12 protein-coding genes are annotated in these 13,790 nt (G+C 68.2%); 4 read left to right on the forward strand and 8 right to left on the reverse strand.

Going from position 1 to position 13,790, the window contains the following annotated elements:
- Positions 1 to 97: 97 nt before the first annotated feature.
- From AX709_RS00285 to AX709_RS00300, 4 genes are read right to left on the reverse strand one after another with little or no spacing between them, the layout of a single operon-like run.
- Positions 98 to 2,005, reverse strand: a complete 1,908-nt coding sequence (locus tag AX709_RS00285) for a DUF6504 family protein (protein ID WP_066545535.1) — start codon at positions 2,003 to 2,005, stop codon at positions 98 to 100.
- On the reverse strand, positions 1,920 to 2,669 hold the full coding sequence (locus AX709_RS00290) for an ImuA family protein (protein ID WP_066545537.1): 750 nt from the start codon (positions 2,667 to 2,669) through the stop codon (positions 1,920 to 1,922). The genes AX709_RS00285 and AX709_RS00290 overlap by 86 nt, the downstream gene beginning before the upstream one ends.
- Positions 2,670 to 2,722: 53 nt before the next feature.
- Positions 2,723 to 3,271 carry a GNAT family N-acetyltransferase gene (locus AX709_RS00295; RefSeq protein WP_066545540.1) on the reverse strand — a complete coding sequence of 183 codons (549 nt, stop codon included), beginning with the start codon at positions 3,269 to 3,271 and terminating at the stop codon, positions 2,723 to 2,725.
- A gap of 19 nt (positions 3,272 to 3,290) precedes the next feature.
- Entirely contained in the window at positions 3,291 to 5,537 is a 2,247-nt protein-coding gene (locus AX709_RS00300) for a TonB-dependent receptor (protein ID WP_066545543.1), read from the reverse strand.
- Between the two features lie 369 nt (positions 5,538 to 5,906).
- On the opposite strand from AX709_RS00300, the gene AX709_RS00305 reads away from it, so the two are divergent.
- The 4 genes from AX709_RS00305 to AX709_RS00320 all read left to right on the forward strand — a co-directional run bounded on the left by AX709_RS00305 (position 5,907) and on the right by AX709_RS00320 (position 10,504).
- Entirely contained in the window at positions 5,907 to 7,196 is a 1,290-nt protein-coding gene (locus AX709_RS00305) for a 3-methyl-2-oxobutanoate dehydrogenase (2-methylpropanoyl-transferring) subunit alpha (RefSeq protein WP_066545545.1), read from the forward strand.
- Positions 7,197 to 7,349: 153 nt separating this feature from the next.
- A complete protein-coding gene (locus tag AX709_RS00310) occupies positions 7,350 to 8,354 on the forward strand; it encodes an alpha-ketoacid dehydrogenase subunit beta (protein ID WP_066480868.1) in 1,005 nt (334 codons plus the stop codon).
- A 2-nt stretch (positions 8,355 to 8,356) separates the two neighbouring features.
- Positions 8,357 to 9,649 carry a dihydrolipoamide acetyltransferase family protein gene (locus tag AX709_RS00315; protein ID WP_066545547.1) on the forward strand — a complete coding sequence of 431 codons (1,293 nt, stop codon included), beginning with the start codon at positions 8,357 to 8,359 and terminating at the stop codon, positions 9,647 to 9,649.
- A 33-nt stretch (positions 9,650 to 9,682) separates the two neighbouring features.
- Complete coding sequence (locus tag AX709_RS00320) at positions 9,683 to 10,504, forward strand: protein phosphatase 2C domain-containing protein (protein WP_066545549.1); 822 nt, start codon at positions 9,683 to 9,685, stop codon at positions 10,502 to 10,504.
- Between the two features lie 13 nt (positions 10,505 to 10,517).
- Here AX709_RS00320 and fghA read toward each other — a convergent pair whose 3' ends face one another.
- From fghA to AX709_RS00340, 4 genes are read right to left on the reverse strand one after another with little or no spacing between them, the layout of a single operon-like run.
- Entirely contained in the window at positions 10,518 to 11,360 is an 843-nt protein-coding gene (gene fghA / locus AX709_RS00325) for an S-formylglutathione hydrolase (RefSeq protein ID WP_066545550.1), read from the reverse strand.
- Positions 11,357 to 12,220 (reverse strand): formyltetrahydrofolate deformylase, encoded by an 864-nt coding sequence (gene purU / locus AX709_RS00330; RefSeq protein ID WP_066545552.1) that lies wholly within the window; start codon positions 12,218 to 12,220, stop codon positions 11,357 to 11,359. The genes fghA and purU overlap by 4 nt, the downstream gene beginning before the upstream one ends.
- A complete protein-coding gene (locus AX709_RS00335) occupies positions 12,217 to 12,597 on the reverse strand; it encodes a VOC family protein (RefSeq protein ID WP_066545553.1) in 381 nt (126 codons plus the stop codon). Before AX709_RS00335 ends, purU begins: the two co-directional genes overlap by 4 nt.
- A gap of 55 nt (positions 12,598 to 12,652) precedes the next feature.
- Positions 12,653 to 13,765 (reverse strand): S-(hydroxymethyl)glutathione dehydrogenase/class III alcohol dehydrogenase, encoded by a 1,113-nt coding sequence (locus AX709_RS00340; RefSeq protein WP_066545555.1) that lies wholly within the window; start codon positions 13,763 to 13,765, stop codon positions 12,653 to 12,655.
- Positions 13,766 to 13,790: the final 25 nt, after the last annotated feature.

Raw genomic sequence — 13,790 nt, forward strand, 5'->3', positions numbered from 1 at the left:
GGGTTGGGTTGGGGGCCGTCGGGCGCGGCGCTGGTGGACAGCCCCCACCCCCGGCCCCTCCCCTGAAGGGGATGGGTGAAGAGAGGTCAGTGCCCATTCACCCGAACAGGCCATGGAGATACCAGCTCAGGTCGCCGGTGGCGGGGCGTTCGCCGTCGCCGCGGCGGAACAGCCAGAAACGCTGGCCGGCGTCGTCCTCCACCCGGAAATAGTCGCGGGTGGCGTGGCGTTCGGCGGAACGTCGCCACCATTCGCCATGAATGCGCTCCGGCCCGTCGGCGCGGACCACGCGGTGGGTGCGCCCGCGCCAGGTGAAGCGCAGCGGCGGACGATCGGGCAATTCGGCAAGCACGTGATCGAGCATTTCGGGCCGGCGCAACAGCCGCACCGGGCGCGGCCAGGCGGGGTGCCAGATCGGCGATTTGCCAGTGCGGTCGAGGCGGCGGACATCGTCGGGGCGCAGCCGCTCCCCGGATTCCGGCGGCGGCGTGAGCGGGCCAACGCGCCCGACAGCGCGTTCGGGCACGTCGCTTTCGACGGGCTCGGCACGCCACAGCCGCGCCATGCCGATGCGGTTGGCGATCGCATCGATCAGCGGGGCGAGATCGGGCGTGGCGTCATGCTCCAACCCGGCGGCGACCGGTTGGGGTGCCAGCGGCTCACTGCGGCGCAGGTGGAGCGTCATCGCATCGATGCCGTACCCCGGCTCGATCGTCTCGATCCGCCGGGCGAGCAGGCGCAGCAGGTGCGCGGGATCGCGGCTGGCCTGCGCCAGGCCGATGCGGATGCGCTGGGGCACATGGTCGACCCGGTCGGCGATCAGCTCGACCGCGCGTGCGCCCTCGCCCGCCGCGGTCAGCGCCGCGACCAGCCGGGTGACGAGCACGCCTAGCCAGTGGGCGATCACCTCCGCCGTCAGGATCGGCTCGGCGAAACGCTGTGCGACCGCGATCGCGTCGCGCGCGATCACCGGGACGAGCGGCTCGGGCAGCCGTCCCGTCGCCTGGTCGATCCGGTCGCTCAGGGCGCGACCGAAACGGCGCACGAGCGGCGCGCGCGGCAGGGCGATCAACGCCGCGATGCGGTCGACGCCCAGCCTCCGGAGCAATTCGACCTGGTCGGGCGCGATGCGCAGCGCGGCGGGCGGCAGGGGGGCGAGCGCATCCGCCTGTCCCCCCGGCGGGCACAAGGTCACGGGATCGCAGCCCCAGCGCGCCAGCGCCCAGGCGGCACCGGGCGTGTCGGCGATGGCGACGCGCGCGCTGATCCCCAGCCGGGCGAGCAGCCGCACCAGCCGCCGCGCCATCGCGCCCTCGCCGCCGAACAGATGCGCGACGCCGGTCACCTCGACGAACAACAGGTCGCCGTCCTCGATCGCCACCACCGGCGACCAGCGCCGCGCGAGCAGCAGCGCCAGCCGGTTCAGGTCGGCGCGATCGCCCGCCGGATCGGCGGGATAGAGCCGCAATTCTGGCGACTGGGCGCGCGCCTGGGTCACCGCCATGCCGGGCACGATGCCCAGCGCGCGCGCGACCGGACAGGCAGCGGCGATGACGATGCGGCTGCCGGCACGGTGGGTGGTCGCGTGGGCGATGGGTAAGACCGGGGATTGCCTGGCCTTGACCTGCCGCCGGGAGGAAAATTCGGGTGTCGCAGGACTGCGCAGCGACACCGGCGAATGGCCGCGCGCTTCATCGCAGGGCATCGACTTGAACGGGTGATCGGCGGCTTCGCTGCGCCGGCCAAGCTCGCGCAGCGGCGGACGCTGATGTGCGGGGAGCCTTTCAATCTGCGCTGCCATCTCGGCGCGGGCCCAGCGCGCGCCGGGGCGCCAGCCGGGCGTGTTAGGCACCGAACATTGCGTCGCGCGCTCGCGATGCGCGATTTCGCCCAGCGGCGCGGGATCAGCGGCGACCGGTTCAGGCGGCGGCGCGGCGATCCGCCCTGCCCGCCGCAGCCGGTCGATCGACCAGTCGGGCAGGTAGAGCGCAGCGACCCGTTTCATCGCATCCCTCCAGCAACCAGTGATGAGGCTCGCCGCCGCGCTGGCGGACAAGGTCGACGTGCCAGCGCGACCGGCCGACGCCGGCGACCGGCAGCGCTGCCGACGGCGCGCACCCGATCCGCCAGCGCGTCACCGCGGCCGACGGAATGGCGAGCGGATCGCCCCCGGCGCGGTCGTGGCGGCGCAGCAGCAGCGCGACGGTGCGGCCGCCTTCGGCCGCGAGCTGCAACCGGCGGGTAGCGGGCATCGCCGCGCGCTTCACCTCGCCGATCACCGCGCCCAGCCCGCGATGGCGCAGCCCCTCCTCCATCAACGCGAGCAGTTCGGCATCGTCGGCCGCCTCGGCATAGATGACGCGGTGCGCGCCCAGCCCGACCTGGCTCAGCCCCGGCGCGAACAGGTCGCGGCGGCGCACCACCCACAGCACCTCGCCCCACGCGCGCGCGGCGATGCCCGCCAGGAACAATGTGGCGGCGGCATCATCGGCCAGCGACGGCCCACCGCCCGCGACTTCGTGCAGCGCATCGAGCCTGAGGCCGCCATCGCCCAGCCGCCGGTCCACCGCAGCGATGCCGAACGGCAGCACGTCACGACGGCGCAGCGACGCGCCTTCGATCGCGCGAAGCTGTTCGCGCAGCTCAACCAGGGCAGTGGCATTGGACACGGCACGACTCGACTCGGAGTTATGTTCCTATTTTGTTCCTATCGTGCCGTGAGTCAATCGGGCGCAGTGGAATCCCCCTGCCCCAGTGCACGCTGCAGGTAGACGGTGTCGAGCCAGCGGTCGAACTTGCGCCCGACCGATCGCATCCGCCCGGCATGGGTAAAGCCAAGTGCGGCATGAAGCGCGATCGAGGCAGGTTCCGGCCCGCCGACCACCGCCAGCATCTGGCGGAACCCGGCCGCTTCGGCCGCGTCGATCAGCGCGCTCAGCAGCACGCGGCCAATCCCGCGCCCGATCATGTCGGGGGCCAGGTAGATGCTGTCCTCGCAGGCATGGGCATAGGCCGGGCGATCGCGGAACTGCGTGGCATAGGCATAGCCGACCACGCGACCGTCACGGCACGCGACCAGCCACGGCCAGCCGCGCGCCGCGACCATCAGGATCTTTTCACGTGTCGCCACCGCATCGGGGGCGGCGGTATCGAACGTCGCGGTGCCGTGCGCGACGTGGTGCGCATAGATCGCCGCGATCGCCGCGGCATCACTCTCACCGGCCGCGCGGATGACCAGTGCGGGATCAGGCGGGGCGGCGGACCGGGTCATGCCGCCGCCCCGCGCCCGATCAGTTGATCCGCGTGCGAACCGACAGGCCGATGATGCGCGGTTCGTTGACGAAGGCGGTGTTGTTGTTGAAGTCGATGCCGCCCTTCACATTGTCCTCGTCGGTAATGTTGCGCGCGAACGCCGCGATTTCCAGGCTGCCGTCCTGCTTGGCATAGCCGATGCGCAGGCCGCCTTCGAACTGGGTGTCCGAATTGAACTCGCGCGATTCATAGAGGAAGAAGTTGGTCGGTCCCTGGAACGCCCAGTCGGTGAAAACGAACAATTCCGCATCGCCCTTCACCGGCACGGCATAGCGGGCGGTGAAATCGCCGATCCATTCCGGCGCGTTGGGGAACGGGTTGCCGTCGACCAGCGCGCGCCGCGTGCCCGCGATCGTCACGGTCGGATCGGTGACGGTGCACTGGGCACAGATGCCGACCGCGAGCGTGTCGTCGTTGATCTCGGTGTCGTTATAGCTGAAGCCGGCGGTCAGCGTGAACCGCTCGGTCACGCGGAACTCGCCGTCGAGCTCGAACCCCCAGGCATTGGCCTCGTTGGCGTTGAGCAGCTGGACGAGGTTGCCGCCGCCGCCGACTGCGGTGAACTGCGGGTTGTTGACGCTGTAGGTGAACGCGGCACCGTTCAGGCGCACGCGGCGGTTGAACAGCTCGCTCTTGAAGCCACCTTCCCATGACAGGATCGTCTCCGACGCGGCGACCGACGGCGGTGCGAAGAAGGCGACGTCACGGCCCTGGATCGACGGCGCACGGAAACCGTCGGCCACACGGCCATAGATGCTGAATTCGGGCGTCACTTCATAAAAGGCACTGACGTCCCAGCTGACGCGCTCGTCCGACACCTCGCGGTTGTCGAGCGGCGAACCACCGATCACGTTGAACAGCTTGCGATCGTCGGTGTAGCGCGCGCCGCCCGTCAGCTTCAGCGCTTCCGTCAGCTTGTAGCTCGCCTGACCGAACACCGCCCAGCTTTCGTTGCGGTGGCGCACCAGCGTCGGCGGGGGGAAATCGAAGCCCTGGGTCAGCACGGTGAAATCGCTATCGAAGAAGAATGCGCCGACCTGCCAGCCCAGCCGGCCGGTGCCGTTGCTGGCGAGGCGGACTTCCTGCGTGCGCTGTTCCAGGTCGATCGAATCCTGGGTGTCCGACGGGAACGGGATGAAGCCCGGCCCCGACACCGGCAGGAACGCCGCGCCGAAACCGCCGTCCACGTCGGCACGGCTGCTGCCTTCGCTCGATTCATAGGCGCTGATCGAGGTGATCGTCGCGAAATCGGCTTCGTAATCGACGCGCAGCGACCCGCCGGTGCCGCGATAGGCCTGGCGATTGCCGCCGCCGGCGTCGAGGAAGACGCGGTCGCGGTCGTAATTCTGGTTCAGCTCGTTATTGCCGGGCCCCAGGATGTTGGCGCGAAAGATCGCCGAGCCGCCGAAGGATTCGAGATTGCGATAGTGCAGGTTGCCCAGGATGCTCAGCCGCTCGATCGGGGTGAACAGCAGCTGGCCGCGCACCGCGCGCTCCTCATAGGCGCCATAGACATCGTCCTGGCGCCGGAAGCCGTTGTCGATCCAGTTCTCGCGCCGCTGGATCAGGAACGACACGCGTGCCGCGAGCACGTCCTTGACGATCGGTGCGCCGACGCCACCGTCGAAGTTGAGCGAGCCAAAGGTGCCGAAGGAAAGCGAGCCCTGCGCGCTGAAATCGTTCGACGGCTTGACCGTATCGAACTTGATGATGCCGGCCGGCGTGTTGCGCCCGAACAGCGTGCCCTGCGGACCGCGCAGCACTTCGACACGCTCGATGTCGAACAGCGGAAAGCTCTTGAGCGAGACGTTCTCCAGCACGACTTCGTCGACGATCACCGACACCGGCTGCGACGCGGCGAGATCGAAGTCGGTGTTGCCGAGGCCGCGAATGTAGAAGCGCGGGGCGACGCGGCCGTTGGAGCTTTCGGCATACAGGCCGGGGACCCGAGTCGCGAGCGCGGTGATGTCGTTGCCCGAATCGAAAATGGTCTGCAGCCGCTCCGACGGCAGGATGGCGACCGACAGCGGCACTTCCTGGATGTTCTCCGAACGGCGCTGGGCGGTCACCACGATGTCCGCGAGCTGGCCGTCGTCGACGGTTTCCTGAGCAGGGTCGGCGGAAGTGCTCTGCGCCTGGGCGGTCCCCGCACCCAGTAGCGCCACGATGCCCAATGCCACACCCTGGTGCCAGCGACGCCGCATACGACCGTTCGATTCGTTCATTTCGATCCCCCGATAAGCGCGGCGACCGGCCTCTCCCAAGCCGGAATCCGTCGCTGTCAAACCCGTGAAACATCGCGCGAGCGGGTGCCGCCGTCGCTTGGCCCATCCCATTGTCAAAAAATTGAAGCAAAAACGAGGCGTGATCTTACCGCGACGAGCTTTTCGTCACTACAGCAGCAAGAATGCCACAGCACGCTCTGGCCGTCCGCGCCGCCAGCGTGCAGATTGTCGACGGCGTCCCGATGCGCCCGATGCGGCGGTCGGCTCGACAGCTCGCTTGAAACTTTATAACAGGCTGGCGCAATCAAACGCCACGGCCATGTTCAAGCCGCGGCGACCGTTCGGAGAGTGTATGAGGCTGCAGCACCCATGACGCAGACCCGCGACCGCGCCAACCTGCCGCCGCTCAGCCTGCACGTGCCGGAACCCAAGTTCCGGCCGGGCGATCCGGTCGATTTCAGCGACATCGACGTGCCGGCGGCGGGCGCGACTCGCCGCCCCGACACCGCCGAACCCGCCGACCGTTTCCGCGAACTGGCTTACGGCCTGGTCCGCGTGCTCGACGATTCGGGCCAGGCGGTCGGCGACTGGAACCCGCGGCTCGACGGCGATCAGCTGCGCCGGATGCTCCGGATGATGGCGCTGACCCGCGCGTTCGACGAACGCATGTTCCGCGCCCAGCGCCAAGGCAAGACCAGCTTCTACATGAAGAGCATGGGCGAGGAGGCGGTGTCGGTCGCCGCCGCGCTGGCGCTCGCCCCCGACGACATGTGCTTTCCCAGCTATCGCCAGCAGGGCGTGCTCATCACCCGCGGCTACAGCCTGGTCGAGATGATGAACCAGATCTACTCGAACAAGGGCGACAAGCTGCAGGGCAAGCAGCTGCCGATCATGTATTCGGCGCGGGATTACGGGTTCTTCTCGATCTCCGGCAACCTCGCCACCCAATATCCCCAGGCGGTCGGCTGGGCGATGGCGAGCGCGGCCAAGGGCGACACGCGCATCGCCGCGACCTGGTGCGGCGAAGGGTCGACGGCGGAGGGCGACTTTCATTCCGCGTGCACCTTCGCGGCGGTCTATCGCGCACCGGTGATCCTGAACGTCGTCAACAACCAATGGGCGATCAGCAGCTTTTCGGGCTTTGCGGGCGCGGAAGCGACGACTTTTGCGGCGCGCGCGGTCGGCTACGGGATCGCCGGGCTGCGCGTCGACGGCAATGACGCGCTCGCCGTCTATGCCGCGACCGCCTGGGCGGCCGAGCGCGCGCGAACCAATCAGGGCGCGACGCTGATCGAACACTTCACCTATCGCGCGGAAGGGCATTCGACCTCGGACGATCCCTCGCAATATCGCTCGGCCCAGGAAGCCGCCGAATGGCCGCTGGGCGACCCAGTCACCCGGCTGAAACAGCACCTGATCGCGATCGGCGAATGGGACGAGGACCGCCAGGCGGCGATGGATCTGGAACTGGCCGAACAGGTCAAGACCGCGCAGAAGGAAGCCGAAAAGAACGGCATCCTCGGCCACGGCCTGCACCAGCCGCTCGACACGATGTTCGAAGGCGTGTTCGAGGAGATGCCCTGGCACCTCAAGGAACAGCAGGCACAGATGCTGGCCGAGGAAAGCGCCTCGGGCCGCCCCTGGGCGAACGCGAAATGAGGGGGCGAAATCTTGTACGTCGTCCCGGCGCAGGCCGGGACCGCTCACCGAATGTCGCGCCTTCACCTGCCAGCGGCCCCGGCCTCCGCCGGGGCGACGGAGTTTTAGTCCGTGACTGACCAAGACCTCACCGAAACCCCCGCCACCACGCGGATGAACATGATCCAGGCGATCAACTCCGCCATGGACGTGATGATGGCGCGCGACCCGGACGTCATCGTGATGGGCGAAGATGTCGGCTATTTCGGCGGCGTGTTCCGCGCGACGGCCGGCCTGCAAAAGAAATATGGCAAGACGCGCGTGTTCGACACGCCGATCACCGAGATCGGCATTGTCGGCGTGGCGATCGGCATGGGGGCCTATGGCCTGCGGCCGGTGCCGGAGATTCAGTTCGCCGATTACATCTATCCCGCGCTCGACCAGCTTGTCTCCGAAGCCGCGCGGCTGCGCTATCGTTCGGCGGGCGAGTTCACCGCCCCGATCACGGTGCGGTCGCCGTTTGGCGGTGGCATCTTCGGCGGCCAGACGCACAGCCAGAGCCCCGAAGGCATCTTCACCCATGTCTCGGGCCTGAAGACCGTGATCCCGTCGACCCCCTATGATGCCAAGGGGCTGCTGATCGCCGCGATCGAGGACAACGACCCGGTCATCTTCTTCGAGCCCAAGCGCATCTATAACGGCCCGTTCGACGGCCATTGGGACCGCCCGGCCAAGAACTGGTCGCAGCACCCGGCGGGCGAGGTGCCGACCGGCTATTACCGCGTCGATCTGGGCAAGGCGGCGGTGGCGCGCGCGGGCAGCGACCTCACCATCCTGGCCTATGGCACGATGGTTCATGTCTGTCAGGCGGTGGTCGAGGAAGCCGGCGTCGACGCCGAGATCCTCGACCTGCGCACGCTCGTCCCCCTCGACATCGACGCGATCGAGGCATCGGTTCGGAAAACCGGACGCTGCATGATCGTCCACGAAGCGACCCGCACCGGCGGCTTTGGCGCGGAACTCTCGGCACTGGTCACCGAACGCTGCTTCTATCATCTCGAAGCCCCGGTCGAACGCGTGACCGGCTTCGACACGCCCTATCCCCACAGCCTGGAATGGGCCTATTTCCCCGGCCCCGTCCGCATCGGCCAGGCACTCAAGAAGATCATGAAGGACTGAGGATGGCCCGCTTTTCGTTCCGCCTGCCCGATATCGGCGAAGGGATTTCCGAGGCCGAGATCGTCGCCTGGCATATCAAGATCGGCGACCGGGTCGAGGAGGACCAGCAGCTCGCCGACATGATGACCGACAAGGCGACGGTCGAGATGGAATCGCCCGTCGCTGGCATCGTGGTCGAACTGGCCGGCGAGGTCGGCGACCAGATCCCGATCGGATCGACCCTGGTCGTGATCGAGACGGATGCCGAGGTCGAAGGTGAAGTGGCTGCCGAAAAGCCCTCTCCCCTTGAGGGGAGAGGGTTGGGAGAGGGGATCGCGCAGGTGCCGAAAGCGGCCGAACCCGCAGCCGAACCAAGCCCGCCCCCTGCTTCAGACACCATCGCGCCCGAACAGCCCGTCTCCCCGACCCCCTCCCCTGAAGGGGAGAGGGAGAAGCCGATTCTCGCCTCCCCCGCCGTGCGCGACCGTGCCCGCACGCTGGGCATCGACCTGCACGAGGTGAAGCCGGCGGAGGGCGACCGCATCCGCCACGCCGATCTCGACGCCTATCTGCGTTACGGCACCGCCCAGGGCTATCACGCCCCCCATGCCAGCCGCGCGCGCGACGACCAGCCGGTCAAGGTCATCGGGATGCGACGCCGCATCGCCGAGAACATGGCGGCGGCCAAGCGCCACATCCCGCACTTCACCTATGTCGAGGAAATCGACGTCACCGCGCTGGAGACGCTGCGCGGCGACCTGAACGCCAATCGCGGCGCGCGGCCCAAGCTGACCATGCTGCCGCTGCTGATCGTCGCCATCTGTCGCACCGTCCCCGACTTTCCGATGATCAACGCGCGCTATGACGACGAAGCGGGCGTGGTGACGCGCCATGGCCGCGTCCATCTGGGCATGGCGACCCAGACCGACGCCGGGCTGATGGTGCCGGTGATTCGCGACGCGCAGGACAAGAATGTGTGGCAGCTCGCCGCCGAAATCACGCGGTTGGCCGAGGCTGCACGCACCGGCAAGGCGAAGTCGGAGGAGCTGTCGGGCGGCACGCTGACGGTCACCTCGCTCGGGCCGCTGGGCGGGGTCGCCACTACGCCCGTGATCAACCGGCCCGAAGTGGCGATCATCGGGCCGAACAAGATCGTCGAGCGGCCCGTGTTTGTCGGCGACGACATCGTCCGCGCCAAGCTGATGAACCTGTCGATCAGCTGCGACCACCGCGTCGTCGACGGCTGGGATGCAGCGAGCTTCGTCCAGGCGCTGAAGAAATTGCTGGAAACGCCGGTCCTGCTCTTCGCCGACTGAAAAAGCGTCATCAAGCGGGGTTAGGCGGGCGGGATGCGTTTCGATCTCATTCAGTCCCTCTCCCTTGCCGGCGATGCCGCCACGCCCAACGACGACCGCATGGGCAGCGGCGACCGCCTCGCCTGGGTGATCGACGGCGCGACCGATCTCGGCCCGCCGGGGCTGCTCGGCCCGCGTGGGGGCGCGGCCTGGCTGGCAATCGAGGCGGACGCCGCCTTCGCCGCCGCGGGTGACGCACCGGTCGCCCAGGTTTGCGCGGCGGCATTCGCCCGGATCGCGCAGCGTTATGAAGCGCAGCGCACGCGCATTCCGCTCGGTCGCTGGGAGTTGCCGCGCGCTTCCTTCCTGATTGCGCGGGCGGGCGAGGACACCGTCGATTACGGCTGGCTGGGCGATTGCGTGGGGCTGCTGCGGTCGGGGGGCGAGGTGGTGCGGATCGGCGAGCCGATCGATCGCCGCGACCGCGAAACCGCGCATGCCGCGAGTCTGGCCGAACATGGCCTGGGCGACAAGCCGCGCGCCGGGCCGGTGCTGGACAGCCTGCGCGCCGCGCGCGACCGGTCGGAAAATCACGTGCTCGGGGTGGAGGCGGCGGCGCACGCGGTGCGCACCGGATCGGTCACGGCGGTGGCGGGCGACGACCTGCTGCTGATGACAGATGGCGTCAGCGTGCTGACCGACGCCTATGCCGCGCTCGACGCGGCGGCGATGATGACGCTGCTCGACCAGGGCGGCCTGCTCGCCATCGCCGCACGCCTGCGCACGATCGAGGCGGAGGATGCCGCGTGCACGCGTTATCCGCGCTTCAAACGCTCGGACGACGCAACCGCGATCTGGCTGCGCGTCGCCGACTGAACGCGTCCGGCGATCAGGCCTTCAACCGCGCGGCATGCCAGGCGACGTGATCCGCCATGAAGGTCGAGATGAAATAGTAGCTGTGATCATAGCCCGGCTGGAGCCGCAGCGTAAGGTCGATGCCGGCCCGTGCGCATGCCTGTTCGAGCAGTTCGGGCTTCAGCTGTTCGCTCAGGAAATCGTCCGCCGCGCCCTGATCGACCAGGATTTCGGGCACGACCGCGCCGTCATCGATCAGCGCGCAGGCGTCATAGGCACGCCACGCCGCCCGGTCTGGGCCGAGATAGCCGCCCAGCGCCTTTTCCCCCCACGGGCAGGCCAGCGGCGAACTGATCGGGGCAAAGGCGGACACGCTGCGGAACCGAGCGGGATCGCGCAGCGCGACCGTGAGCGCGCCGTGCCCGCCCATGCTGTGCCCGGTAATGCCCTGGCGCGTCATGTCGGCCATCGGAAACGCGGCGGCGACCAGCGCGGGCAGCTCGTCCTCGACATAGCTTCGCATCCGGAAATGCGTCGCCCAGGGGGCCTGGGTCGCATCGACGTAGAAGCCCGCGCCCTGGCCGAAATCATAGGCCGGATCGTCGGGCACGCCGTCGCCGCGCGGGCTGGTGTCGGGCGCGATCAGGATGATGCTGTGTTCGGCGCACGCCCGGCGATACTCGCCCTTGTCAGTGACATTGGCGTGGGTGCAGGTCAGGCCGGAGAGATACCACAACACCGGCAGCCGCGCCCCCGCGGCGTGCGGCGGGATATAGATGGAGAACACCATGTCGGTGCCGGTCGCGGTCGACGCATGGCGATGCACCTCCTGCATCCCGCCATGCGCGCGGTTGGCCGAAACCCGCTCGATGCTCATCGAAACACCACCGTCTTGCCGCCGTTCAGGAACACGCGCCGTTCGCCGACCGCGTTGACCGCGCGCGCCAGCACCTGCGCCTCGATATCGCGGCCGATACGGACCAGGTCGTCGACGGTCGCGCGATGATCGACGCGCTCGACCGCCTGTTCGATGATCGGCCCTTCGTCCAGGTCGGCGGTGACGAAATGCGCGGTCGCGCCGATCAGCTTGACGCCGCGCGCATGCGCCCGGTGATAGGGCTTCGCGCCCTTGAAGCCGGGCAGGAAACTATGATGGATGTTGATGCACTGCCCCGCCAGCCGCCCGGCAAAGTCGGCTGACAGCACCTGCATGTAGCGCGCCAGGATCAGCCACGGCGCGCCCGCCTCCGCCATCACGCCCTCGATCGCGCACTCCTGAGCATCGCGATCCTCGCCCACCGGCAGATGGTGAAAGGGGACGCCATGCCATTCGACCAAGTCGCGCAGGCTGTCATGGTTGGACACGATGGCGGCGATGTCGACCGCGAGCGACCGGGTCTGGCGACGGTGGAGCAGGTCGTTCAGGCAATGCGACCCGCGCGACACCGCGATCACCGCGCGCGGGCGATCGTCGGCATCGGCCAGCGCCCAGTCGAGCGCCAGCCGATCTGCCACGGGCGCGAACGCATCGCGAAGTGCGGCGGTGTCGCCGATGAAGCGATCACCGCCGCCGGTGAACACCACGCGCATGAAGAAGCGCCCGGTGTCCAGATCGGCATATTGCTGGCTGTCGACGATGAACCCGTCACGCTCGGCCAGGAAGCCGGCGACCGCGGCGACGATGCCGACGCGGTCGGTGCAGGCGAGCGTCAGGATCCAGCGTGGGGCCGGCGTCATCCCAGACGGTGCATCGCGCAGATCTTGTTGCCTGCCGGATCGCGCAGATAGGCGAGGTAGAGCTTGCCAAACGCGGCTTCACGCACGCCCGGCGGATCCTCGCACGGCGTGCCACCCGCCGCGATGCCCGCCGCATGCCACGCATCCGCCTGTTCGGGGGAGGCGGCGGCGAAACCGACGGTGCCGCCATTGGCGTGACAGGCGGGTTCGCCGTTCAGCGGCTTGGTCAGCAGGAACAGGCCGCCATTGTGAAGATAGATCACACGGCCGCTCGCGTCGGTCATGCCAGGCTTCGCGCCCAGCGCACCCAGCGTCGAATCGTAAAAGGCCTTGGACGCATCCATGTCATTGGCGCCCAGCATGATGTGACTGAACATTGAACGGCTCCTTGGTGGTTGATCGGTTGAAGGGGTCAGGGTCTCGATAGACGGTTCAATAGACGACGACGCTGCGGATCGATTCGCCCGCATGCATCAGGTCGAAGCCCTTGTTGATGTCGTCCAGGCTCAGCACGTGCGTGATCATCGGGTCGATCTCGATCTTGCCGTTCATGTACCAGTCGACGATCTTCGGCACGTCGGTGCGCCCCTTTGCGCCGCCGAACGCGGTGCCGCGCCAGTTGCGCCCGGTCACGAGCTGGAAGGGGCGCGTCGCGATTTCCTTGCCGGCCTCCGCCACGCCGATGATGATGCTGGTGCCCCAGCCGCGATGACAGCATTCCAGCGCGGTGCGCATGACGTCAGTATTGCCGGTGCAATCGAAGCTGTAATCCGCGCCGCCGCCGGTCAGCTCGACCACCTTTGCAACGATCTCATCCCGGCTCATGCCGCGCGTATTGAGGAAATGGGTCATGCCGAAGCGCCGGCCCCACTCCTCGCGGTCGGGGTTGATGTCGATGCCGACGATCATGCCCGCGCCCGCCAGCCGTGCGCCCTGGATGACATTGAGGCCGATACCGCCCAGCCCGAACACGACCACCGTCTCGCCGACCTGCACCTTGGCGGTGTTGACCACCGCGCCGACGCCCGTCGTCACGCCGCAACCGATGTAGCAGCTGGTCTGAAACGGCGCGTCGGGGCGGATCTTCGCGACCGCGATTTCGGGCAGCACCGTGAAGTTCGCGAAGGTCGAACAGCCCATGTAATGAAAGATCGGCTCGCCTTTGTACGAAAAGCGCGTGGTGCCGTCGGGCATCAGCCCCTTGCCTTGCGTCGCGCGGATCGCGGTGCACAAATTGGTCTTGCCGGACAGGCACGACTTACACTGGCGGCATTCGGGCGTGTAGAGCGGGATGACGTGGTCGCCCGGCACCACGCTGGTCACGCCGGCGCCGACCTCACGCACCACGCCCGCGCCTTCATGGCCCAGCACCGAGGGAAACAGCCCCTCGCTGTCCAGCCCGTCAAGCGTATAGGCGTCGGTGTGGCAGATGCCCGTCGCCATGATTTCGACCAGCACCTCGCCGGCGCGCGGACCGTCGAGGTCGAGCTCGACGATCTCGAGCGGTTGCTTGGGCGCAAAGGCGACGGCGGCGCGCGTTTTCATGCGGAAATATCCTCGGCGGGTCTCG

The sequence above is a fragment of the Sphingomonas sp. CCH15-F11 genome, assembly GCF_001557005.1.
In the GTDB taxonomy this organism is placed as follows: domain Bacteria; phylum Pseudomonadota; class Alphaproteobacteria; order Sphingomonadales; family Sphingomonadaceae; genus Sphingomonas.

What these genes read in the sequence shown, in the direction of transcription:
- AX709_RS00285 (WP_066545535.1), bottom strand. Translation starts at nt 2,005, where the DNA reads ATGAAACGGGTCGCTGCGCTCTACCTGCCCGACTGGTCGATCGACCGG.
- AX709_RS00295 (WP_066545540.1), bottom strand. Translation starts at nt 3,271, where the DNA reads ATGACCCGGTCCGCCGCCCCGCCTGATCCCGCACTGGTCATCCGCGCG.
- fghA (WP_066545550.1), bottom strand. Translation starts at nt 11,360, where the DNA reads ATGAGCATCGAGCGGGTTTCGGCCAACCGCGCGCATGGCGGGATGCAG.
- AX709_RS00320 (WP_066545549.1), top strand. Translation starts at nt 9,683, where the DNA reads ATGCGTTTCGATCTCATTCAGTCCCTCTCCCTTGCCGGCGATGCCGCC.
- AX709_RS00305 (WP_066545545.1), top strand. Translation starts at nt 5,907, where the DNA reads ATGACGCAGACCCGCGACCGCGCCAACCTGCCGCCGCTCAGCCTGCAC.
- purU (WP_066545552.1), bottom strand. Translation starts at nt 12,220, where the DNA reads ATGACGCCGGCCCCACGCTGGATCCTGACGCTCGCCTGCACCGACCGC.
- AX709_RS00340 (WP_066545555.1), bottom strand. Translation starts at nt 13,765, where the DNA reads ATGAAAACGCGCGCCGCCGTCGCCTTTGCGCCCAAGCAACCGCTCGAG.
- AX709_RS00315 (WP_066545547.1), top strand. Translation starts at nt 8,357, where the DNA reads ATGGCCCGCTTTTCGTTCCGCCTGCCCGATATCGGCGAAGGGATTTCC.
- AX709_RS00335 (WP_066545553.1), bottom strand. Translation starts at nt 12,597, where the DNA reads ATGTTCAGTCACATCATGCTGGGCGCCAATGACATGGATGCGTCCAAG.
- AX709_RS00310 (WP_066480868.1), top strand. Translation starts at nt 7,350, where the DNA reads ATGAACATGATCCAGGCGATCAACTCCGCCATGGACGTGATGATGGCG.
- AX709_RS00300 (WP_066545543.1), bottom strand. Translation starts at nt 5,537, where the DNA reads ATGAACGAATCGAACGGTCGTATGCGGCGTCGCTGGCACCAGGGTGTG.